This is a genomic window from Providencia sp. PROV202, from assembly GCF_028479565.1.
Lineage (GTDB): Bacteria > Pseudomonadota > Gammaproteobacteria > Enterobacterales > Enterobacteriaceae > Providencia > Providencia zhijiangensis.
Window position 1 is genome coordinate 42,943 of record NZ_JAMPNV010000013.1, and the last position, 24,354, is coordinate 67,296.

The window sequence follows — 24,354 nt, forward strand, 5'->3', positions numbered from 1 at the left end:
CACAATGAAAAAGTTACCTAAAATCCCCGGATCTCAAATCACGGATGAGTCCGTTTTTTTTATGAAGCGCCGGCAGCTACTCAAAGCCTTAGGTGTGGGAGCGGCAGGTTTAACCGTTGCAGCGACAGCAAATGCCGGCTTATTTTCTTGGTTAAGTGACGATGCCCCAGCAACGCCCGCGACGCCAAGAAAAACCCTCACATTTATTCAGCCTGAAGAATTTCAGTCATCGTTAACACTGACGCCCGAAGATAAAGTGACTGGCTATAATAACTTTTATGAGTTTGGGCTAGGGAAATCAGACCCAGCTGAAAACGCACATACCCTCATTACCGACGAATGGACGGTCACTATTGATGGGGAAGTGAATCGTCCTTTGACCCTGAATTTAGATGATATCAACACCAAGTTTCCCCTAGAGGAGCGCATCTATCGCATGCGCTGCGTCGAAGCTTGGTCAATGGTTATTCCTTGGGTGGGTTTTCCATTAGCTAAATTATTGGCATTGGTGGAACCCACCAGCAAAGCCAAATATGTCGCCTTTGAAACCCGTTATGCCCCTGAACAGATGCCGGGACAAAAAAGCCGTTATATCGGCGGTGGTTTACCTTATCCCTATGTTGAAGGGCTGCGTTTAGATGAGGCCATGAATCCACTAACCTTACTTGCCACTGGCGTATATGGAAAGACATTACCCAATCAAAATGGCGCCCCGATCCGCTTGGTTGTCCCTTGGAAATATGGCTTTAAAGGAATTAAATCTATCGTCAAAATTCGCCTAACTGAGCAGATGCCAGACACCACATGGAACCTATCCGCGCCCAGTGAATATGGTTTTTTTGCCAATGTGAACCCGCAAGTTGATCATCCTCGTTGGTCACAAGCGACCGAGCGTTTTATTGGCGCAGGGGGTTTAGGTCAAGTGACCCGACAGCCTACTTTGCTGTTTAATGGATATGGTGACCAAGTCGCAAACTTGTATCAGGGGATGGACTTACGGAGATACTTTTAATGCCCCAAGAAAACAGGCTATTAGTGAGATTAACCAAAGGAGGCTTTCATCTTATTGCTCTGCTTCCTTTGGTATGGCTGGTTTTTTTAATTGATACCCAGCGACTTGGCGCAGACCCCGCTAAAGATATCCAACATTTTACGGGGATAGCTGCGTTACGTTTGCTCGTCGTTATCGCCCTGATCCCCGTTATCGCTAAATTATTGCGATTTACCACGCTGTTTCAGACACGAAAATTACTGGGATTATGGTGTTTTTTCTGGGCTGTACTGCATTTGAGTAGCTATTTATTACTGGAGATTGGCATCAATAATTTAGCACTCTTTTTCGAGGAAGTTTTTTCGCGGGTCTACTTAGTGATTGGCGCCACTGCTTGGCTATGCTTATTTTTAATGGCGGTGAGTTCGTTCAACCGCATACGAATGAGCCTAGGCGTATGGTGGAAAAGAATTCACATGCTGCTTTACCCAACGCTATTACTCGCACTTTGCCACTATGCTTTGTCATTAAAAACCCTAACGCCTGAGCCAATCATTTACTTAGTGTTAGTGGGTAGTGCCTTTGCTTATCGCGTTTGGAACCAACAAAAACAGCAGATCAAACCTTAAAATAAGTTGGCGATCCCCAAGATCGCCAACCAATTCATCAGCGATAAAAAATCAGCTTTTTATCCGCTTCAATATTCATCGAATCCTGCCAAGCCACCAGCGTTAAATGCGCCAGCTTACTCAACCCCACATAAAATGGAGAATCGCCTTTTTCCTGTATTTTGTCTAAATAGAGCAGGCCCCATGGCAAAATATGTTTACCGAGTAATTCAGAAAGATTTTCAGGTTGGTGTTCCGCTACCCAAGCCACCATCATCATCAATAAACCAAAATGGTCTTCGGGCTCGTTTTGCGTTAAATGAATATCAATTTGATTGGCTTGCATCCACTCGCGAAGTTGCAAGGTAGACTCGCCAAACAGCACATTTTCTTTATCAAGCCAGACCGATCCCCACGGTGGAGAAGGAAGTGCGTAAGGGCCAATAAAGAGGCGTTGATAGGCTTCATCAAGGGTTTCATCATCACGTTGCATTGCCGCCATCTCTGCGGCAATCCCTTGTTTTTGCGCTTCAGAGCCGTAATGCCAATCTGCTACCCACTCGCCTGATACCAATAATTCGATAATTTCGGGCACTTGGTCAGGGGAATAATAGAATGCCGCACCAAGGATCCGAGCTGTCACAGAAACATCATTTAAAGCGAGTTCGTTCATGGTGTGTAATCCACTGTTCATGTGTTATTTGTTGTTTTGCTTATTATTGATAAAAATTCTTGGAAACGAAAGGCTTAGCAACTTTCTGCTAAGCCTTTGAGATGACGATTAGTTAACGGCCATGCCCACGGTCATGTGCAGACCATAGAACACACCGCGTCCAACAATCTCGCCCGCCAACACTAACAGGGTACCGATACCCAAGTTAATAACGGATGGATTACGTTTCGCGATTAACGGCATGATCCAGCAGCCCAGCCCCATCGCTACGGCAACAATCTTAATATCCATTAAGAAGCCATAATCAGGCACTAAATCCGTTGCTTTTTGTACTGCGGTTTCAATGCTCGCCAAGTCAAATCCTTGGGAAATTGCCGCGGCTGCACTCACTAATAATGCTATCGCACTCAATGCAGGGAGACGGCGGATACATTGCAGGTCAAACCCAGCCACACGCAATAACAGCGCGGCTAAGATAGGCCCACCCAAGAATGCCGTTAGCACGAAGTTGATCATGGTGTAGCTGTTATTCCATGTTGGTACCGTTGGGATTTGGTACACACGGGAAGTTGCCACCACAAAGATAGCCGCAAGAACAGCCACCACCACTAACCATAATTTACCTAGCGCAGCCGGCATTTTATTTAACACTGCCAACAACCAATACAAGCCACCAAAGGCAAAGAAGATTGCACCACTGGCAATTTCATTACTCAGTGAAGAAGCCCCTAAGCGGTTGAAGGCATTAAATGCACGCAATGGGGTCCCCATGTGCATCGTGGATAATAAGAAACCAATTCCCATTAACACCCACAGGCCGAACATGCTGTAATGCACTTTGCGGTTAAGTTCAGGGGATAATTTTCCACTTAACAAAACCGCTGCCATCACAATAAATGCACCTGCAACACTTTGACCAATAACGGTGAAAAACATCAATGGCCATTCATGAATTCCCGCGCCCATATTAAACTTCCTCCGGGTTAGCCAGATGACCCGTGGTATCACCGACAGGTTTGCTATTGGCATTCAATTTTAAAACGATATTTGGATGAGTATATTCAGCCGATGGTAATGGTGCGATTTCCGCTAAATCACCATATTTAGCGCGTAGCTCTTCTATCGGCGCCATATCCAATGCACGTAATGGGCAAGATTCCACACAGATTGGTTTTTTGCCTTCTGCAACACGCTCATAGCAACCATCACATTTGGTCATATGACCTTTGACTTGGTCGAATTGAGGCGCACCGTAAGGACACGCCATGCTGCAATAGCGGCAACCAATACAGACCTCTTCATCCACCACCACAAACCCATCTTCGCGTTTGTGCATCGCACCACTTGGGCACACTTTGGCACACGCTGGGTCATCACAGTGGTTACACGAAATAGATAGGTAATAGGCGAAAACATTCTGCCCATAAACACCATCTTGCTCAGTCCAATCACCGCCCGCATATTCATAAATACGGCGGAAATTCACTTCTGGAGATAAGTTTTTAAAGTCTTTGCACGCTAACTCACAGGTTTTGCAGCCAGTGCAACGACTTGAATCGATATAAAAACCATATTGCGTTGACATATCTGGCATCCTTAAGCTTTCACAACTTCAACAAGATTAGAGTGTGATGGGTTCCCTTTCGCCAATGGCGATGGACGTTGAGTGGTCAGCACGTTAATGCTGCCCGCATGATCAACGCGGTTACCATCCGGGTCATACCATGCACCCTCACCCAAACCAACCACACCCGGTAAAATACGTGGGGTGACTTTGACTTTGACACGCACTTCGCCTCGGTCATTGTAGACACGGACTAAATCCCCATGTTTCAGGGAGCGTTTCGCCGCATCTTGTGGGTTGATCCATAACTCTTGAGGACAAGCCGCTTTCAATACATCCACGTTGCCATACGTTGAGTGGGTACGTGATTTATAGTGGAAGCCTGTCAACTGTAATGGGAATTTTTCCATTAATGGGTCGCCGTACTGCTCAAACCCAACGGAATAGACTGGCAATGGATGGATCACATCCCCTTCTTCCAGCTCCCATGAATTTTGCAGCTCCGCCAATTGCGCGGAATAGATCTCGATTTTGCCTGATGGCGTGGTCAATGGGTTTGCAATTGGGTCTTCGCGGAAGCTTTGGTAAGCCACATGGTGACCTTTAGGGTCACGTTTTTTGAAAATACCTTGCTCACGGAACTCTTCGAACGTTGGCAGCTCAGGTAATGCAGCGCGAGATTGTTCGTATAAATGGCGCAACCACTCTTCTTGGGTACGATTTTCAGTAAACTGCTCACCGACACCCATACGTTTGGCAATTTCGCTGGTCATTTCATAAATATTGCGGCTTTCAAAACGCGGTTTGATAGCTTGATCAGCAAAAATAACGTAGGACATATTCCCCGCGGAAGCATCCATACAGAAATCCATTTGCTCAGATGCAGTGCAGTCTGGCAGTAAGATATCGGCATATTTTGCAGAGGCGGTCATGTGGTTATCAATCACCACAATCATTTCGCACTTAGACTCGTCTTGCAGGATATCGTGGGTACGGTTGATTTCTGAATGTTGGTTAACTAAACAGTTGCCAGCGTAGTTCCATACCATTTTAATTGGCACATCCAATTTGTCTTTACCACGGACACCATCACGGGTAGCCGTCATTTCAGGACCACGCAGGATAGCGTCTGTCCACATAAACATGGAAATGCTAGTTTGCACTGGGTTAGTTAAGGTCGGCATACGCACGAATGGAATACTGTAAGAGCCTTCACGAGCCCCCGTATTACCGCCATGAATACCGATGTTACCGGTTAAAATCGCGAGCATTGAGATAGCACGAGACGTCAGTTCACCATTAGAACGACGCTGAGGTCCCCAACCTTGCACAATGTAAGCCGGTTTTGCGGTACCGATTTCACGAGCTAATTTCACAATGCGCGCCGCCGGAATACCGGTGATGGATGCTGCCCATTCAGGGGTTTTCGCTTGACCGTCAGGACCATCACCTAGGATATAAGCTTTGTAGTGCGCATTTTTGGGTGCGCCAGCTGGCATGGTGGTTTCATCATAACCCACGCAATATTTATCTAAGAATGGCTTATCCACTAAGTCTTCTTTGATCATCACATACGCAATAGCGTTAACCAGCGCCGCATCAGTACCCGGACGAATTGGGATCCATTCATCTTCACGCCCTGCACCTGTATCGGTGTAGCGAGGGTCGATGATGATCATTTTTGCGTTAGATTTTTCGCGTGCTTGTTCAACATAGTAAGTCACCCCGCCGCCGCTCATACGCGTTTCGCCAGGGTTGTTACCAAACATCACGACTAATTTAGAGTTTTCGATATCTGATGGACTGTTACCGTCTGCCCAGCCACCAAAAGTGTAATTCAGACCTGCCGCAATTTGTGCGGTACTGTAATCGCCATAATGATTTAAATAGCCACCACAGCAGTTCATGAGACGCGCAATTAAAGTCGCGCCCGGTGGCCATGATTTTGTCATGGTACCGCCAAGAGTACCTGTACCGTAGTTCAGGTAAATTGACTCATTACCATAATCTTTAATTAAGCGTTTCATGTTATCGGCAATAGCGTCGAAAGCTTCTTCCCAACTGATTCGCTTAAATTTACCTTCACCGCGTTTGCCTACACGCATCATTGGGTAGCGCAGGCGGTCTGGGTTATAGACGCGGCGGCGCATAGAGCGGCCACGTAAACATGCACGGACTTGGTGCAGCTCTTCATACACGTCATTACCGGTATTATCGGTTTCGACGTATTTGATTTCGCCATCTACAACATGCATGCGCAGTGGGCAACGGCTTCCGCAGTTAACTGTACACGCACTCCAAACAACTTTTTCATTTCCTGATGGTGTCGATGTTTTTTGCTCTGTTTCCGCTGAAGCGCTAAACGGAAGAGAAAATCCTCCCGCGGCGGCGGCTAAACCTGTCACGGCGCCCGCTTTCACAAAGCCGCGACGGCTAAGAGGAGCAAAAACAGCAGCTTTCTCTTTTATATTGGCCATATATAACTCGCTCACTTAAATTGCAATTGCTTAAAATAATAAGAAGTTTTTTCGCTAAAATAACGGAATAAAAAATGTAGTTTGTGTGCCATTAGCGATAAAACCGCCAGCCACATAATTAGAGGTAATTAGAATTTTTGATTGAGTTAATAATATCAATCGGAGAATTTGAGAGATTGTTTTACATCAATAAACATATTGATAATCAACATCATCAATGTATTTATGCTGCTTAACTCGCAGTTTATTTCATTAATTCGTTATATAGTAGAATATATAAAAAAGAGATTTATAATATATAATTGTCTATATTCAAATGATTATCCAAAAATAACACCCTTAAAGTTTTATTATTTTCTGATTATTTTTATCGATATTCCAGCGAGAAGACCCATTGTTTAAAAAACATCATATTGTACAAATTATTGTGATATCGCCAACAACAGATAATAACACCAATGAGATTGATTTTTATTATCTCCTGAGGCTATTTCTCATTCAAAATACTCATTTTGCTTTTAATTAAGGAAATATAAAAACTTAATTTTTTAATAAAGAAATCCCCTAACCACATAAAAAACCTAGATTAAAAGACTAAAAACTATTTGATTTTTAATTTGGTTTACACCCCTCGGTGGAAATACAACAATTATGATCCCATCACGTAAGAGGACATATGATGAGTGAACACCTTTCCTTTGAAAGCACGCAAACCTATAAGTTACCCATTCAAGATATTGGCTTTTACTTTGCCGGAGAGAATGAAGCTCAAATAAACAATTTAATCGGGCACTACATAAGAAAAAAAAGAAAAGAACTGGGTTTGACAGGAAGCCAAATCGCTAGCCGTGTTGGTGTCAGCCAGCAACAGTTTTCACGGTATGAGGTAGGGATCAGTAATATCACATTACCGAGATTATTTTTAATTATTAGCAAACTTGACATGGATATTGAGACTTTCCTCAACGACCTTGTCATGATAGTTAAACGACTACATACACAGGATTAAAGAGGTAGTGATAGATAATTTCTTTATTGGGCAGATTATCTATCACGCTCATATTTAATCATTTGCAATAAAAAGCATACATATCATTGGTGAAAAAGATATACCCACCACTCTTCTGAGGATAAAGAAAGATATCCATATCTAGATTGGGGTCCAAATAAGACTGAGATAAATATTTTTCTAACTCCGAAGAATCTGTATTATCCGAATTCAATAGAATATTTTTCTTGGATTTGATTTTAAGGCTATCGCCGATCTTTATAATATCGATATAAACCTTTCTAGCTACCTCACTCTCAATACCATTTTGGCTAAATTTACCCTTTAAATTCACCCACCCTTCATGATCGCCTAAGGTATAAGAAATACTCAAAGAAAGTTTCACATTCTCTTCAATAGAAATAGTCCTAAATGAGGAACGACAAATAATGTCATCTGACTTATTAACCTGGTATACCGCAATAGAAGAAAGAATAATTGCTGATGTATAAACAACAGCTTTCAAGATGCTTTTTTTCATTTTTATTATCCAGCCCAATCCATGATGTAATACGAAACACATTCATTATCTTTTAACGAAAATGAATCTAACTCTCTGATACAATAAATGATTGATAATTTATTAGTGAAATTCCGTCTTATCACATACATATATTGATAATCATCAAATGACTTTGAAATAATTTCATCTGATAGAAATTTAGATAAGTTCGCATTTAAATCCATCTGTTTATTACAGAGTATTATTTTGCTTTTAATTTCTCCACAATGAGTGTAGTTCGATAAGCTACTACTTTTTTTTTGAAAATCTATATAGCTAAAAAAAATTGTTGTCATCAACACAATTAGAACTAGCATAATGATTGTTTTTTTCACTTCACGATTTGAGAAACTGAACCACACATTCTTTTTTTTAATATACCCAGAGGGGTATTTAGGAGGAGTATTTATGCTGATGTTTTTATGGTTTTCTACTTTTTCCACTTTAGGGATATGGATTTTTTCTATTTTCCCATCATATTTCCTATCAATTTTGTGCTTATTTCTAAACCTACTACTATTTACATTATTTATCGATGAGTTAAGAATATGTATATCATCAACAAGCCTATAGCCTCTTTTAGGAATATTCTTTATTATCTCAAAATTGTGTTCGAGTTCGCTAAATGCCTTTCGTAACAATAAAATGTTTTGATAAAACGTATTTATTGTCACAAACTTCTTTTTTTCACCCCAACCTGCACTAAATAGCTCATCTTGTGAAATAACTTCATTATCTCCATCTACCTTGTTTTTTATTAAAAATAAAAGAATATTCGCAGCTGGCGTTAGAACTTTACGTTTATCTCCATTAAGTATGTATGTGATTTTCTTATTGGTGTAGTCAAACTCAAACTTGTCATTAATTATATATTTTATACTCGATTTCATAATTTCATTCTTTATTAATATAGTAAAACATCGCCACACTATACTACCCATACGAGTGAACCGAAAATTGAAATAAATCATAAAAATCTAAAATAAATTTGAAGGTTTTATTAAGTTTTTTAGCACCACAAATCCACAACACACTGTTAATAATGAATATTTTTAGAATTACATATAAATAAAAATACTTAAGTAGTTTATTTAGTTTATCCAGCTGAGGAGTGAGAGTATTCTGCATCACAGAGCGAGCAGGCTCCAAAGTATTCATCTCTTAATGATGGAAATGATTTTTATTATCTATCATTTCTCCTGCACAGTTCTTTCCATTAAAAATGGGTAATTTAAATTTGAATCTTTGGATATGCATATCCAGAGATTCTTAATACATATTATTAATATATAAATACTCTTATGAGGATGATTAAATGAAAAAGATGTTATTACCTTTAATTTATAGCAGCGTATTACTTAGTGGTGCTGCATTTGCAAACACAGGGGAAGTACAATTTATTGGAGCGGTAACTTCTGCAACTTGTGATATTGATACTGAAGTTGGTGGATTAGTTAAATCTACAATTGATTTAGGCAAAATGACAACAGCAGATACCAATGGTGACTACGTTGAATTTAGTTTAGTTCCACGTACTGACGAATGTTTGAAAAAAACTAATGGTCAAGTAGGTTGGCAAAGTGCTGGATTTACTAATTCTGGTCTTGCAAATATGAAAGGAACAGCAAATGGAGTTTCTATTCAGTTAACCGCAATGAACTCAACCACACCAAATCAAGATGTGACTTATAACAGCCAAACAGTTGATTTTGGTAATGGAACAGATGCTATTGGAAATATGAATTTCAAAGCAAGAATGCTGGCAACAACAGGTCAAACAGTTACCGAAGGTACCATCATTTCTACTGCGACCTATGCAGTGGCATATAAATAATTAGTTTTATATTTTTAAATTAAGGGTCTTTGACCCTTATTACTGCTTACAAATAGTGATGGATATATGCGTTTAAAATCGATCAATGCTTTTATATTATCCCTGTTAGTAAGTCCATTTTGTGTATATGCAAACTTGAATATGGACTTCTTACATGGAGGAGTTCAATCTCAAGCAGCAAGTATTTTTGATGACAGTGTTAAATATCCTGAAGGTCACTATATTGTAGAGGTGATTTTTAATCGCCACCCAATGGGAAAAAAAGAATTAATTATATTAACCAAAGATAGAGAAAATCTTTGTTTAAATACAACATGGATAAATGAACTTTCATTACCTATTAATTTAGCCTTATTCGAAAATGACTTTAATGCAGAAAGAAACTGCTACAACTTAGGTCATTATCCTGGTGTTAAAATTGACTTTGATAATGCAAAACAGGTTTTAACTTTTAATATTCCACAAGTCGCCTTAGATAACTCAAAAAATCAACAAGAATGGGATTATGGAATACCAGGGATCAAAGTTAATTATTCCGGATATGTCTCTAAAACAACATCCGCTAATACCCAAATTTATGGGGATTTCGACTTATATTCTAATTTTGGTCGATGGGTAGGTTACGTCCGCAGTAGTTATCTTAAAGATTCAGGAACCGAGACTTCAGAAGCAACCATTTCAACTGCCATGAAGTCTATACAGGGAAGTTTTATCGCCGGTAAAACAATAACATCAATGACGATGTTGCCTAACTTTGTGTTTTACGGAATGGCGTTACGTTCAGAAAAAAATATGCGTCCATGGGAAATGCGAGGTTATGCCCCCGTCATTTCAGGTGTGGTCAGTTCGAATGCAAAAATTACTATTTCACAAAATGGATACGTTCTTAGTTCTCAAGTCGTTCCTGCGGGAGCATATCAATTAAATGATATTTCACCCGTCAGTAATGGTGATTTGACCATTACTGTTGAAGAAGATAATGGAACCAAAACCGTAAGATATGTGCCAGTTGCCACACTCCCATCATTATTACGAGCCAATGAGATGGATTACAACCTCGTCATTGGTGAGCGAGAGCTAGCTGGAAAGCGTGAAAGCCACCCATTCCTTTTGGGCGCTCTTGATTATGGATTTACGTATTTTACGTTGCAAACAGCGGGAATTTTACACAGTGATTATCAAAGTGCTGGAATTGGTCTGAGTAAAGAATTTGGTCAATTTGGTGCAGTCTCTTTTAACGTAAACGCGGCCACCAGCAACTTTCGAAAACAGACTCCCACATCACCTGATGCCAAGCAATCAGGGATAAGTTATATGCTGAAGTATGCTAATTCACTGTCGAATACGACTAACTTACAGCTTTTAACTTACCGTTATACCGGTAAAGAGTATGTTGATTTTAATGAGTTTAACCAAAATGCGCTATACCAAAGAAGTAATCGCAAAGAGCGCTATGAAACCATTATTTCTCAAAATTTTGATAACAGCTTTATTAGCTTGTCAGGATGGATACAAACCTACCGTAATCATATCCGCAATGAAATCGGCGCTAACGTTACTTATAACACTGCCTTTAAAGGTGTCGACTTTTCGATATCCGCTGATTATCAGAAATTAAATGACCATGACCGAGATAATTATGCCATTTCCGTCGGTGTGAATATTCCGTTTAGTGTGTTTGATAAAAACCATTTTTGGACGAACTCGGTGAGTTATGACCGTGATAATAAAGCCAGTTTTAACTCTGGTATCGCAGGGAATATTAATGAAAAAGTGAACTACAGCGTGAATACCAGCAAAGATCGTGATAGTTGGTCAAACTCTGCTTACTTCGGATTTAACCAAGACTGGGTGAATACAGGTGTGGCTATTGCCCAAAACCAACATCAAACCACAGGCTCTATCAATGCCTCCGGTAGCTTGCTTGCCACACAAAAAACCGGCTTATTTTTAACCAATGTGCGACAAGATACTGTCGCCATCGCCAACATTAAGGATATCGGAAATATTGTTTTTAATGATTCACCGCCTACGGATAGACATGGAAATACCGTAATTGGTGTATCTCCTTATATTGAAAATAATTTAAAAATCAATACTGAGGAAGTTCCGAACAACGTTGAGTTACTCGATTCGGTACAACGTGTTGTTCCAACAGATAAAGCCATTGTTTATCGCGAGTTCAAATACTCAACCATACATCGATACATTTTAAGACTGAAAAAGAAAAACGGTGAGTTTGTGTCTGCCGGTAGCTCAGCACGAACAGAAAATAACGACTATGTGGGATTTGTCTCCAATGGCGGTGTTTTGCTGTTGAATTTATTAAGTCAGCCTAATGCCATTTTCATTACCTCCTCAAATGATGAGGTATGCACCTTAAATATGAATGGGGTAGAACCCAATGAAAACCAAATCATGGAGATCGAATGCAATGATTAAGCTCATATCCAAACTCGCTATCTTGCCATTTTTGTTAACCTGTTTTAATGCCTATTCCGCATTCACACTGAATGGTACTCGATTTATCTATGATGAAGGTCGTAAAAATATTGCGGTTGAAATTAAGAATAATAGCGAAAAAGCCTACGGTGGGCAGGTCTGGATCGATAACCTCAAAGGGGATGATGTTTTCTTTGTTCCCGCGCCTAACTTATTTAAAGTCGCAGCCAATGAAAAACAGCTTGTTCGCTTAATTTATATTAATGACATACTGCCAAAAGACAGAGAGTCACTGTTTTGGCTTAATGTTCAAGAAATCCCGCCGGTTGCATCTGCGGAAGAGGGCAATGTCCTTGCTGTGGCATTAAATACGCAAGTTAAGCTCATTTATCGCCCTAAAATCCTTGCAGAAAACCGTGAAGATGCAGAAAAAAATATCACGTATAGCGGTTCAACACTGAAGAACCCAACACCTTACTACTTTGCACTCACACAAGTTTCCGTCAACAACAAACCACTGTCTTTATCCGCGGATGTTGAACGCTCAATTAGCTTATTCCCGCCTTTCAGCGAGATGGATTTACAGCGCCCTTTATCCGGTAAAGTCACCGTTGAAGCCATTGATGACTACGGTGCTCGACGTGTGATCGAACTGCAATAAGGACATCATCATGGCAAAAAAAGGGTTTTACCTTGGAATATTGATGCTTTTTTTCACGTTAGATGCCTCTGCGGCAAGATGCCGAAATATATCAATCAAATATTCATTTCCAGCACAAATCGACGTGACGAACAAAAAAGTTGGCGACCAACTCTATACTTTTGGCGCCCCTGGTGTCCCATTAACTTTAGCAGGGCAATGCTTACGTGCTTCAAGTGGTGCGGGGAATACGACAGGAAACTTTATTTATATTGTTGATAAATATGGCGCATCACCAAATGATTGCCCAAATGGTGGAACCGTCGATAAAACCTCATCCGATGGCATTTTAAGATTTCGATCAACAGGAAGCTGTAGTAACAGTGCTTGGATACTGGTTTTAGACTACAAAACCAGTGGAACGGGCTATACCAATTTAACCAATGCTGGCGGAGGAACAGACTCTGGTACCGTTTACTTACAGAAAAAGCCACCTGTCGGAAAAACGGTTGTAAACCCTACTTACATGTTAACCAGAAAATTCTATTCACGAATTGGTAATAACAGCCGTACGTTAATGACAGAGAGTGTCGCGTTCAGTGCCCCAACATCGATGACCCTCGTCAATAACGCATCATGTGCTGTCTCAGTCAACGATGTGGATTTTGGTAACCAAACAGCAAGTTCAGTTAACGCAAAATCTGTTGCCGGTAAAACCATCAACGTCGCGTTTACCTGTAATGCGGTACTACCCGCCTATACCTTAAGTTTTTCAGGAAAGGATGGTGTCAACAATGCTGCGAATGGAATTATCAATGTGAAAAGTAATCCATCTGTTGGTTATCAATTCACATGGGGTAATAGTGCATTTAAACCTGTAAATAGTGCAGTCGTTATCAATGGCACCGCTATGGCACCAAATACTAAGCCAACAACAGCAAGCTTCACGATTCCAATTACCGTCAAACCCGTTCCGTTAACAACTCAAACGGCAGTGGGGGCAGCTAATACCGCCTTGACCATTAATGTAAAACTAAACTAACAGGATTTTTTATGATCAAGAGATCTCTATTCCTTTGTACTGCATCGTTATTTTCTATTTATGCTAATGCAACAAGCTTTGCGACTAACGTAACAGGTGGGACCGTCACCTCGAATATTAATATGACGGTCAAGGCTTCTTGTGCCGCCTCAGTAGCAGATATCGACTTTGGCGAGCAATCTGTCAGTGACATTAAAAATGGCAAAGTGGTTGAAAAACCGATGACGATTGCAATCACTTGCGATGCAACTTTAGCATCTTATACGATGGCATTAACCTCGGCTGATGGCGTTGATGCCACAAAAAGTATTTTGAAGACCAAACAAAATACCACTGTAGGTTATCAGTTGACATGGAAGACCGCTGAAATGGCCCCTATCAATACTCCCGTTTTGGTTGATGGCGTTGCAAAAGCCCCTGTCACGAAACCCACAACACCTAATGTATCCATTCCTATTAACGTAAAACCCGTTTTACTTGGTACGACGGGCTCACCTGGAGCCGCCAGTACAGCATTAAATATTAAGTTAACATTCAACTAGTTGAGGTGACTATGCGCAAATCTATTTTGCTCATCAGTGTATTGATTTTTACGCATATCAATAGCTATGGAGCACTCACCAAACAGTCATCCATGGTTGGTCAAGAGCTGGCATCACAAATTAGGATGAGTGTGAAAATTGCCACTTGCCTGCCAGCAACGATCGATAATATTGCTTTTGGTGCATTAGATAGCGCAACTGTTTTATCTGGCGAAATAGAGGGACATACCACGCTATCATTAGATTGTTCAGGAACCATAGTTCCACAACGTGTTTCACTATTGTTTGAACCCGCGACCCCTCATTTAACCATGGGGGCATCAGGCTATATTGGCTCTGTTAACAACACTCTTGGTTATTTAGTCGCATGGGAAGATAACCAAGTTGGAGACATTGATGCAGGTGTGCCGATGGGAAAAGAGCTTTTACTTAAAAAGCCCACCGCCTCATTAATGAAAGTGAAACTGAAAGTAAAACCTATTGCACTACCCATTGGTAGCAATAGTGTGACTTTAGGCAGTGGGAGCACCCACATTACAATCAAAATAAAATATCTTTAATGTGAGCGAATTGATGAATAAAACACTTCCCTTCTGCTTTCTTTCGATGCTGATGAGTGGCTACCCTTTACATACCGTTGCCGATGAAATTTTACCCGACACGGTTCTGAGCATCTCGCTAGAGATCGTCAATATCACTTGCAATATTAATGATGGGAAAGGCTTCAATAAAATTGTCGATTTCGATGTAATCAATGAAACCGATTTGCTCGCAGGAAAACAACCCGCTGTAAAAACGCAATTTATTGTGGATTGTAATAAAAGTGGCTTTAAGCCTAATAACATAGATATTAAAGTTTATCCTGGTGCTCAAGGGGCTCTTAATAATGGTGTTGGTGGTGAGTTGAAAACCAACTTATCTGGTGTTGGAATTTATTTATCCTGGATGGATAAGAGTCCTATTGATTTATCTGGAAAAAACCAACGATTCAGTGCTAATGGTAATAACCAATTTGATATTAGCTTTTTTGCCAAACCCTATGCTCAATCACCGAGCATCGAAAAAGGCATCATGAAAAGCAGTGTTATTATTAGTGCGCTCTACAAGTAATAACGATTACTCACAGTTACCCACCGCGTAATATTTATCAAAAATCACAATGTACTTGCGGCTTTTCTTGGCTAAACGCGCATCTTGATACGTTTGATTAGGTAACAGGTAAAGGACGTAAGGCTCAGTATCATCCTCTGCATTGCAATTGTTATGCAGCAACACTCTAAAATAGGTATTCCCTGTATTTTTCAACATGCCTGCATTTTGGTCTAGCGTATATTTAAAATCAGGCTGTTTGGGTCTCACGACGAAATACGTTTCTAAACTGACCGTTGGGTAAAACAGCGGCTGTTTACGTTGCTCATTATCATTTTGCATTTCAAGTGGCGTTTCACTAATAATAATTTTGTAATAGCGCTCTTGGTTGTCCACGGTTCCGCGATAAAAAATTTTAAAGAATTCCTGCTCTCCCGGTAATAGAATTTTCTTCAGTGGAGTAAAGATAATTTCCCCGTTATGAATGGCTCTCCCTTGCTCATGGCTGCCCGGCTTATCAATTTGATACGCACTCAAGCTGTATAAATTGGTCTTTTTCGTATCGTTAATATAGGGCTTAGAAAAAAATTCTTTCTCGGACTCCATCGAGGAGATGTCCGAATTAATGTAAAGCGCATAAACGCTAGCATTGAATGAAAACAGTGTGCAGAGTAATAAGAATTTCAGCAAAGAATTGAGTTTCATATTTAACCTGTTAGCGCTGAAGAAAAAGGCGACTGAATACTGAATGAGTCGCCTAAAAAATGAATGAGTTTATTGAATATCGGGCCCTGTCCAGATGGCTTTTACTGTCACCGTCCCGCTTGCGGATACTGTCCCTAGCCAATCAATGCCATCTAACGTAAAGAAAGAATTCGCCTCATTCATTGGGAATAGCAAGTCTAAATTTGTGCGATAAAAGGAACCTAAATCTTCATTTGGTCTTGCCCACGGCGTCTCTTCCCATAACGCATTTTTGAGGGAAATTTCATTGCTATCGCAGCTGGCTCGGTAAGACTCTAAGCTTCCCGTGTAATTTTTAAATGACAAATACGCCGAAAATGGCACTTTGAATTTGTCATCATTGGAGCTAAACAAGCAGTACGATTGTCCTTTCAGCGTGGTACTTGGGCCTTCCACTTTGGCGGTGATTGAATCTGCCTGCCTTGGTCCGCTGGTCGTCACAATATAATTAAATTCAATTGGCGGCTCTTCATTTCCCACTTTCCCGGTTTTCGATTGGTTCGGGTTAAAGTCGGCAGGAATAATACTGATCCCATAATCCCGCGGTTTAATAATCAAATAATTCGATGGTGTGAACTCATAAAACCCTGATTGTGGCAGTGGAGACTGAAAAGCAAACGTATAAACACTATCCGCTAAGGTCACGTTCGAGTTAGGGGAAGCATCAACAATCGATTTCAAATACGTATTTGATAGAAATACTTCAATAAAATTCGAACCATTATTAAAGATCTCCGACATATTGGTGGTCGCTGACCAGTTCGTCCAGCGGGTACTATTGGTTCCTTTATATTGGATAACATTAGCTCGAGGAGCCGCAGTCAAACCGAGTTTTTGATGATCGATATACATACGGACAGTAAACGAACCACTGATTGATGAGCCTTTCGTTTCTAATTCAACGAGCTGGCAAATAACACCAGAAACGTTTCCAACAATTCCCGTAGTACAGAAGTTGGAGCCCAACCCAACCGTTGGGTTACCGTTACTATCCACGAAAACTTCCTGCAAAGCCCCCGTTCCTTTCAGGATAATATTTCCCTTTTTATTCGTTGGAATGTAGTGCTGCTGAGTCGAGGTTCGCCCGCCGCTGGTCATACAGGTCGAATTACTCAGGTCATAATCATCTCGGCTCGTACAAGTTCTTAAATCAAACGTGTATTCGGTTCCCGGCGGTAATTCTGCAATCCAACGGTAAAATGATTCAGAAAAGACGGGTCTGGAGTAACCGGATTCTCCTGGTGTTCCTGTTTGCTGAATTTTATACGCACCATTATCCCGCAATTGTTGAGCTGACCAATAGGATGTCGCAGGGCAATTTCGGTTGTTTGTCATACAACGGTTCCCCACAAATGGCTGGTTTACAGGGGAGTTTTCTAGCCAAATATCCCCCTTATTATAGGTCGAGCTAAAAGGGGCTCCGGTATACCCCATATAGCCTAAGCTTAATTGGCTATTTCGTTGATATTTAGTAAAAACGTTGGATCCAGAAAAGCGAGGATCAACCCTGTTGGCAACGATAAAAAATTCGTTATCAATCTGGTTCTCAACAATGACGTATTCCTGCAATGGTGCTGTCGCTGCCAATGCATTTGACGTGAGTACCGCCAGTGAAAAACAGAGTGCTGATGTCGATAATACTCGCATGTTTTATTAACCTTAAAATTGAGAGTTAGCGTTTTGCTAATGCTTCTTGAGGCTCACAAGTCACCTCACCTACCCATAAAGCACCGCGTGCCCCTTGTAGGTTTAAATCGGCTTCGCAGATCGTTTTCTCATCTTCTTGCAATAACGAGATCACGGGATAGCGCACATCAACGTCCATGGAGAATTCCCCATTCTTATCGGTTTTTGTTCGCCCAATATGGTTACGAATCGAGGCATATTTGATGTATTCACCATCTGGTGATTTAAGCCGTCCAAATACGGTAACTAACTGACGAACTTCAGGTTGATAAAACGCGATATTACCCGGATACAGCGTGACGGATTTATTGCGTCCAGAGACAATGTCAAAACTGTCTTTTGACTTCCCGTCGTTCATTAACTGGATGTCGTAATCTGAATAGGGTGACAATGGAATAAAGGTATTTTTTCCGCTGATTGGGTAATTTTGCCCATTCACCTTCGCCACCATGCTACCGGCACCTTGAATCTCTGAATTAATAATGACCCCTGATTTTCCTTGGTTGCCGCTTGGTGTGATCATGCCGTTGCTATAAGCCACCGATCCGCGAGAAGTTAAGTTTCCGTTCAGTCGGTCGCTATCCGGTCGGTTAATCGTGACGGTGCCTGAGTTATATTTCATGTCATAAGAAGCGTAGGCCAGCGTCGAAAAATCTGATTCGCCATTATCTTTGTCACGCACTAACTTAGAGACTGAAATTCCCGCATTAGTGATCGGCGAGTTTTCAAAACTCTTGTTGGCGTAAATATTGGCTTTCATGTTGCCGTTCGTGGAAGAAACGCCTGTGCTTAACCACGTAGACAACGGTAATGAGAAGTCCAGATTCACATATTTTTCGTTGGTACTGTTTTGACTATCATAGTGATAACGCTGTACACCGGCTCTGAGCCCAACGGTTCCATAGCGCCCAGAAAACAGCGTATTCGCATATTCGTAGTTAATTGAATCACTGCCTACGCGACGGTCTTTGGTATTACTGATCGTGAATGAGCCAGCTCTATCAATTAGCTTGTCGAAGTTAAATGTACCGCCATAGGAATAGTTATCCGCATCATAAAGCGGTAAATCCCCTTCAATCACCGTCCGCTCTCGTGATGCCCAAAGGGAGCCATAACCATCCGGAATACTAATAGAAATCGTGCCAATGTTGCGATGGCTGCCGTGGTTTTCCAGCATGCCCTGCCAAGAAACCGAGATATAATTATTAATCGACGCGTTGATGCTCGTTTCTTGAACCAGGAATTTATCAAAACCATAGTTTGACATCTGAAAGCGTATCCCTGACAGCACAGGGAAGTTATAGGCGAATGATGCGCCCGCTAAATAGCTTTTTTCTGGAGTTTGGCTGTGACGATCTTCGCCACGGACATAATTTCTTTTATCGAAGTCAACATAACCCCCGTACATTTCCCAATTCAGTTTGTCGAAGTTTCCTCCGATTGCCCCTAAGGATTTATTAATTGTCTGGTTTTGGGTGGTGACCACTTTCCCATCAACAACCGTTTCGATAGTCACGTCATAAATACCAAAAGGTAGTGTACTGGTGTCTACCTCAAAGTTACCCATTGGGAAGTTTTGGATGTTCAGAAGCTTACCTTGGCGATAAATACGAACTTCACCAGGGCTATTTAAGAAGGCATAAATAGGGGTCAGTGACTGCTGTTTAGTGTTGACGACACTCGCGGAGTTATTCCCGATAGTGACCGCATAAATTTTGCTACTACTCAACGCAGTTAAGCTCGCAATAGACTGTAAATTCCACGTACTCATTAAACCCAATGCGACACGCAGTCCATTAAAGTCCCGCTCATACATCGCTCGGTATAATTCAACATTCGCATTGGATTTACCAATGCTATAAGCCGACGCATTGATATTAAAATGGTGTTCTGCTGCGGCAAATAATGCGTCTAAATTGAAATAGCTACTGGAGCTATTTTTTGCATTTTTTACCTGACTTTGGAATACACCTAAATCATAGTTTGCCACTGCCGAAAGTGAATTAACGGATGAATCACCTAAAACAGAATGCCTTGCGTGGGTTTTCGGTGCAAAAGCAGCTTTATCAACATCTAATGATAAATTAAATGATGAGATATTTAATTTCAGCACCGCATTATTGTCGATAACAATACCATTGGTATCATCAAAAACAGTATTTTGTTTATTTTCGATCTTTTCAACCAATACATTGTTTAGTTTTGGTCCTTGCGTACTGTCAATGAGCTGAATACTGGATAATTTAATTTTACCTTGGTCAATGACAATAACTGCATCCGCGATTTTATCTTCGCTTTGGTTGTTTTTAGCATCATCACTTAATCGTAGAAAAACAGGCACAGACATTCCTTCTTCCAATGCACTCACAAATGCCGGAGGAATAATGTAACCACCAATTTTAATACTCTTCATCTCACTAGCATGAATGGTGTTTGAAAAAAAAATGCTTAATATTGATAAAGCAATAACACTCTTACGCATGATTAAAGTCCGTTATTAATTATTTGACGACAATGAAATCTCCTTTGTGCCAAATACCTACGCTAGATTTTTTATTATTAAGATCGACAAACTGTAATTTCACAGCTAAATGTGGCATGAGGTAATAACGCTCACGACAAATACCATCCACACTGTATTTTTGTTTTTCAGGTAAACATGGCCCTGATGCCACCACACGAAATGAACTATTCCCTATATTGGAAACTTGGGAGTTTGCATATTGGTAATTAAATTTTTCAATTCTTGGTGCAACAACCAAGATAGTGCTAATAGTCGCTGAGGTTGTCGCTGAAGCAGATTTTGCACTTTGAGTGACTCCGCTTTCACCAATAGGGTCATCTTTCCAATTTAATCGGTAATAACGTTCTTTATCGTCTTTGGGGCCTTGATAAATAATTTTAAACACATCTTTTGCTTGCCCTGGCAAAATCAAATTAGCAGGGGTTGATAATATTTCGTTGGGATCCGTTACTGGAATAACTTTTCCATTCTCAAGTGGTGAGTCTATTTTCTCGATAGTTAAATTAACGAGCCTTGCCGTATTAACCGTATTTTCAATTTCTTTTGCTAATGAGTCTTCATCTGACGATATGATTTCAGTGATATTTCCTACATTAACCGCAAAGCTCATTTTTAGTGGAAGAATAGATAATAAAGCTAATGCTAGTGTTATTTTTTTCATAATTATTAATTTTAAAAAAGATAACGATAAAGATAATATTTCCCTATAGTATCTTTATCGTGAAAATTAGTTATTCACTAAGCGTAAATAATCAATTAAGGAGCTGGTGTGAAAGTACCATCCCAAGTTGCAGTGAACTGAACTTTAACATCACCATCCCATGAACCGTCGGTCAGTGCTTTGAAGTCTGTCGCTGCGCCAGCCGCTTCCGCGCTAGCAATAACGAAAGTGAACTCACCACGGTCAGTTGCACGCTCTGAACCATTGTAGATACCATCCGCTGCTAAGTTATCTAAACCAGATGTTAAGCCTTTTGAAGTATCGATTAATACGGTGTCAGTTGTTTTATTCAGATCTTCACCATTCCATTTAACGCCAACAGTTAATTTAGAATCATCTGTTGTTCTCGCTAAGGTGTTAGAAATGATTTTTGATGCTAATTTAAAATCTGTTGCACCTGATTGACCTTGAATAGCGATATCAAATGCGCCATTTTGTTGGTTAAAGCTTTTCTGACCTTCTGCATAGTTAAATGTTAAGCTTTTTAATGGTGTAACAACCAGCATACTTGTCGTATCTTTAATTGCGGTCGCTTGCCATGTTGCTGTCGCTTGAGCAGTACGAGTGTCAGCATTAGCTACTGTAGCAAAGGAAGCAGCAATAATTGTTGATAGCAAAACAGATGCCATTTTTTTATTTAACATGTTGTTCTCTCTATTTAATATCCATGAAGAAAAATATAATTGCATAGCATAAAAAACACATTCATTGTGTGTTTTATAAAAGACAATCTTAATTTTCCATAGATGAAATAATAATAAAATAACCAGATAATACTGATTATTTTATTCTTAAATTAAGAAGAAAATTAGCAATTATTTATGATGGTTTTTGTTGAATAGCTTTTCCAAGAAATATATCTCCCAATATTTTCTTTGCTATCTTTTTCTCTTTCTGAGTTTACTTCACTCTCAACATACTTTATAACATCAACCCATCTTTTATCTAAAATACTTAAAAATATATCTAATTGATCTAAGGTAATCGCAGTGATTCCCATTTCGTATCGGGATATCTGTTGCTGGCTAATACCTATTAACTTTGCCAACTGCTTTCCCGTCATGTTTTTCTCTTTTCGCGCTTTTCTTAAAAAAGTTCCCACCTGGCCACTAATTATATTAGATTTCATTAACCACACTCCAATATAAAGAAATAAGTTATTTAACTTTTATTAATAATAAATACATTAAAATAAGAGTAAAAACGTTTATATCGATCGAACGAGAATATTTTGATAGGTGCAGTCTATCAAAATTCAATTCATTGATCGACGGGCTTTATTAAAATACAACGAGCGAGAGTACTCTTAATATGATAAGTATATTTAACTAACTGATATATATTAAATAAAATTTAATTCAATTTATTTAATATATTTTCTATTTTTTTAAAATGAAATTTACACGAAAGGAGTAAAAGCATAAAAAAACGAGATAAAATAAATTTTCTATTACAATAAATTACAATTTGAAACAGCTTTATTGGATTTTACAAAATAAAAAACTCATGAGATGAGTAATATACCAATATAAAAATATATTTCTACAGGTTAATTTTTCGGTTAGCAATAATTTTCATTTAGATTGCTAACTTAATAATAACTAAATCGCATCATAATAATTACAATCCAGATTGTATGCCATAAAGGCGCTATAAATTGGGCATATCAGAATGCGGTTCGCGCATATATTAATACATCTTGCTTAATATGTAGCGATGGCTTATTAAAAATATTCTCTTTTTAGATTGTTTGTTGATTTTTTATTCAAATTTAGGAAAGGACATCGAAGGTAGTACTGAAAAAGCATTGCCTCTAAATAAGAGGCAATGGAATTGGGGAGATTTTTTAATTCTGTCGAAAGCTATTTAACGCCTTTAAGTTGTTTCATGGTTTCATCCACGTCAATCTCATCTTCAGAGAACGTCAATGTTGTTCCATGCTGGGTTTCGATAATCAGCTTTTTCAGCGCTCGAGTAGCTCCCGGCTTAATATTCGTTTTAGGTTTAATACTGTTCATCAATGCACCTATCGATAGCACGGTATTTTCTTTATCAATACGTGTATCTGCCGGAACATCTTCATAATAGATACGGAATGATTTGATAGCCGTCAGCTTAATGCGCTCACCGGCAATATAGATATATTTGCTTTCAGGGATCACTTTAACCGCAAAGGCCGATAAACCTTTATTATTTGTGGTCGGCTCAAACGTAACCGCCGCCCCTTTTTTAATCAGTTCTGGGTTGGCAACTTTAATCACATGAAAATAACGGTTATCCCCGTTTTCATCTTTGAGAAACCCAAAACCTTTATCTTCAAACCATGTTGTGATTGTTCCGTTCATTGCCATACCACCTTCTTTGTTGACTCAATTTCACAGCGCGCAGTATAAAACACAATACCTGCCCAGACCACGCCTTTAGTTTTAGTCTAGCCTATTTATCTATAACATCAGCCAATAACATCATCGTCAAAAAGCGCAAAATTGGGTATTATTTATAACCACTTTTTATCTGGGTAACCTGATGTCGACGATTATTGATACCTTTATTGCGCCCCCTTGCCATGATGACATTGAAATCATTGAGCAGGATGAGCACCTTATTCTTATCAATAAACCTTCGGGGCTACTGAGCCTCTCAGGAAAGAATCCACAAAATCTCGATTCAGTACATTACCGGCTCGTTCAACGGTTCCCTGAATGCACTCTCGTACATCGCCTTGATTTTGGTACTTCAGGTGTCATGGTCGTGGCTCGCAATAAAGCCATAAATGCAGAATTATGCCGACAGTTTAGCCAGCGAACCGTGACGAAAGCCTACAGCGCACTACTATGTGGCCATGTAAAAAATGATGATGGAGTGATAGACGCACCGATTGCCAAAGATCCGGCGCTGTTTCCCCGAATGTCGATTTGCCCGACTCATGGTAAACCGGCACGTTCCTATTATCAGGTAATTGAGCGGTTTTATCATGAACTAGAAGATGGGTGTAGATTGCCATTGACGAGGGTGAAGTTTATCCCAGAAACAGGACGCACCCATCAGCTGCGCATTCATAGCCAACTTTTCGGTCATCCTATTTTGGGGTGTGATCTGTATGGAGGCTTACTGCCCGCAGATATAGAACCTGCGCCGAGGCTGATGCTGCATGCCAGTGAATTAGATTTTATTCATCCGATAACTGGGGAACCCATTCACGCCCACAGCAAAAGCCCGTTCTAAAC

At 40.1% G+C, this 24,354-nt stretch carries 24 protein-coding genes; 11 read left to right on the plus strand and 13 right to left on the minus strand.

From position 1 onward, the window contains the following. The first annotated feature begins 4 nt into the window (after positions 1 to 4). Together msrP and PR799_RS10125 are read left to right on the plus strand one after the other, a co-directional pair. On the plus strand, positions 5 to 1,012 hold the full coding sequence (gene msrP, locus PR799_RS10120) for a protein-methionine-sulfoxide reductase catalytic subunit MsrP (protein WP_195848209.1): 1,008 nt from the start codon (positions 5 to 7) through the stop codon (positions 1,010 to 1,012). Continuing rightward, positions 1,012 to 1,620, plus strand: a complete 609-nt coding sequence (locus tag PR799_RS10125; protein ID WP_154626241.1) for a sulfite oxidase heme-binding subunit YedZ — start codon at positions 1,012 to 1,014, stop codon at positions 1,618 to 1,620. Before msrP ends, PR799_RS10125 begins: the two co-directional genes overlap by 1 nt. 37 nt (positions 1,621 to 1,657) lie before the next feature. Here the strand turns inward: PR799_RS10125 and dmsD are convergent, their stop codons facing one another. The 4 genes from dmsD to dmsA form a co-directional block, all read right to left on the minus strand. Beyond that, positions 1,658 to 2,272, minus strand: coding sequence for a Tat proofreading chaperone DmsD (gene dmsD / locus PR799_RS10130; protein WP_272521931.1), 615 nt, complete (start codon positions 2,270 to 2,272; stop codon positions 1,658 to 1,660). 108 nt (positions 2,273 to 2,380) lie between these two features. Beyond that, positions 2,381 to 3,238, minus strand: coding sequence for a DmsC/YnfH family molybdoenzyme membrane anchor subunit (locus PR799_RS10135; protein ID WP_132496824.1), 858 nt, complete (start codon positions 3,236 to 3,238; stop codon positions 2,381 to 2,383). Position 3,239: 1 nt separating this feature from the next. Beyond that, the gene (locus PR799_RS10140; protein ID WP_036950397.1) at positions 3,240 to 3,857 is read right to left on the minus strand and encodes a DMSO/selenate family reductase complex B subunit; all 618 of its coding nucleotides are present in this window, start codon (positions 3,855 to 3,857) and stop codon (positions 3,240 to 3,242) included. A gap of 11 nt (positions 3,858 to 3,868) precedes the next feature. Next, positions 3,869 to 6,313, minus strand: a complete 2,445-nt coding sequence (dmsA, locus tag PR799_RS10145) for a dimethylsulfoxide reductase subunit A (RefSeq protein ID WP_272521933.1) — start codon at positions 6,311 to 6,313, stop codon at positions 3,869 to 3,871. A gap of 676 nt (positions 6,314 to 6,989) precedes the next feature. On the opposite strand from dmsA, the gene PR799_RS10150 reads away from it, so the two are divergent. After that, complete coding sequence (locus PR799_RS10150) at positions 6,990 to 7,322, plus strand: helix-turn-helix domain-containing protein (protein WP_272521934.1); 333 nt, start codon at positions 6,990 to 6,992, stop codon at positions 7,320 to 7,322. A gap of 58 nt (positions 7,323 to 7,380) precedes the next feature. On the opposite strand, the gene PR799_RS10155 is transcribed toward PR799_RS10150, so the two are convergent. Both PR799_RS10155 and PR799_RS10160 read right to left on the minus strand, forming a co-directional pair. Next, on the minus strand, positions 7,381 to 7,842 hold the full coding sequence (locus tag PR799_RS10155; RefSeq protein ID WP_272521935.1) for a hypothetical protein: 462 nt from the start codon (positions 7,840 to 7,842) through the stop codon (positions 7,381 to 7,383). Between the two features lie 5 nt (positions 7,843 to 7,847). Further along, complete coding sequence (locus tag PR799_RS10160; RefSeq protein WP_272521936.1) at positions 7,848 to 8,753, minus strand: winged helix-turn-helix domain-containing protein; 906 nt, start codon at positions 8,751 to 8,753, stop codon at positions 7,848 to 7,850. A 425-nt stretch (positions 8,754 to 9,178) separates the two neighbouring features. On the opposite strand from PR799_RS10160, the gene PR799_RS10165 reads away from it, so the two are divergent. From PR799_RS10165 to PR799_RS10195, 7 genes are all read left to right on the plus strand, one after another. Further along, entirely contained in the window at positions 9,179 to 9,697 is a 519-nt protein-coding gene (locus PR799_RS10165) for a fimbrial protein (RefSeq protein WP_272521937.1), read from the plus strand. 66 nt (positions 9,698 to 9,763) lie between these two features. Continuing rightward, on the plus strand, positions 9,764 to 12,139 hold the full coding sequence (gene pefC / locus PR799_RS10170; protein WP_272521938.1) for a PefC/AfrB family outer membrane usher protein: 2,376 nt from the start codon (positions 9,764 to 9,766) through the stop codon (positions 12,137 to 12,139). Next, positions 12,132 to 12,800, plus strand: a complete 669-nt coding sequence (locus PR799_RS10175) for a fimbrial chaperone (RefSeq protein WP_272521939.1) — start codon at positions 12,132 to 12,134, stop codon at positions 12,798 to 12,800. Before pefC ends, PR799_RS10175 begins: the two co-directional genes overlap by 8 nt. Before the next feature lie 10 nt (positions 12,801 to 12,810). Beyond that, entirely contained in the window at positions 12,811 to 13,821 is a 1,011-nt protein-coding gene (locus tag PR799_RS10180; RefSeq protein WP_272521940.1) for a fimbrial protein, read from the plus strand. Between the two features lie 11 nt (positions 13,822 to 13,832). Further along, entirely contained in the window at positions 13,833 to 14,363 is a 531-nt protein-coding gene (locus PR799_RS10185) for a spore coat protein U domain-containing protein (RefSeq protein WP_272521942.1), read from the plus strand. An 11-nt stretch (positions 14,364 to 14,374) separates the two neighbouring features. Continuing rightward, complete coding sequence (locus PR799_RS10190) at positions 14,375 to 14,923, plus strand: fimbrial protein (protein WP_272521944.1); 549 nt, start codon at positions 14,375 to 14,377, stop codon at positions 14,921 to 14,923. Positions 14,924 to 14,936: 13 nt separating this feature from the next. Beyond that, positions 14,937 to 15,473, plus strand: a complete 537-nt coding sequence (locus PR799_RS10195) for a fimbrial protein (RefSeq protein ID WP_272521946.1) — start codon at positions 14,937 to 14,939, stop codon at positions 15,471 to 15,473. Between the two features lie 6 nt (positions 15,474 to 15,479). Here the strand turns inward: PR799_RS10195 and PR799_RS10200 are convergent, their stop codons facing one another. From PR799_RS10200 to PR799_RS10230, 7 genes are all read right to left on the minus strand, one after another. Continuing rightward, on the minus strand, positions 15,480 to 16,157 hold the full coding sequence (locus PR799_RS10200; protein ID WP_272521947.1) for a fimbrial protein: 678 nt from the start codon (positions 16,155 to 16,157) through the stop codon (positions 15,480 to 15,482). Positions 16,158 to 16,226: 69 nt separating this feature from the next. Beyond that, positions 16,227 to 17,843 carry a fimbrial protein gene (locus tag PR799_RS10205; RefSeq protein WP_154626225.1) on the minus strand — a complete coding sequence of 539 codons (1,617 nt, stop codon included), beginning with the start codon at positions 17,841 to 17,843 and terminating at the stop codon, positions 16,227 to 16,229. 25 nt (positions 17,844 to 17,868) lie between these two features. After that, complete coding sequence (locus PR799_RS10210; protein WP_272521948.1) at positions 17,869 to 20,364, minus strand: TcfC E-set like domain-containing protein; 2,496 nt, start codon at positions 20,362 to 20,364, stop codon at positions 17,869 to 17,871. A 19-nt stretch (positions 20,365 to 20,383) separates the two neighbouring features. After that, positions 20,384 to 21,067, minus strand: a complete 684-nt coding sequence (locus tag PR799_RS10215; RefSeq protein ID WP_154626221.1) for a hypothetical protein — start codon at positions 21,065 to 21,067, stop codon at positions 20,384 to 20,386. A gap of 95 nt (positions 21,068 to 21,162) precedes the next feature. After that, a complete protein-coding gene (gene ecpA, locus PR799_RS10220; protein WP_108478643.1) occupies positions 21,163 to 21,771 on the minus strand; it encodes a common pilus major fimbrillin subunit EcpA in 609 nt (202 codons plus the stop codon). Positions 21,772 to 21,935: 164 nt separating this feature from the next. Next, entirely contained in the window at positions 21,936 to 22,256 is a 321-nt protein-coding gene (locus PR799_RS10225; protein ID WP_272521951.1) for a helix-turn-helix domain-containing protein, read from the minus strand. Positions 22,257 to 22,989: 733 nt separating this feature from the next. Then, positions 22,990 to 23,472, minus strand: coding sequence for a cold-shock protein (locus PR799_RS10230; protein WP_181477794.1), 483 nt, complete (start codon positions 23,470 to 23,472; stop codon positions 22,990 to 22,992). Between the two features lie 181 nt (positions 23,473 to 23,653). Between PR799_RS10230 and PR799_RS10235 the strand changes: the two genes are divergently transcribed. Continuing rightward, complete coding sequence (locus PR799_RS10235) at positions 23,654 to 24,352, plus strand: RluA family pseudouridine synthase (RefSeq protein ID WP_272521953.1); 699 nt, start codon at positions 23,654 to 23,656, stop codon at positions 24,350 to 24,352. Positions 24,353 to 24,354 lie beyond the last annotated feature (2 nt).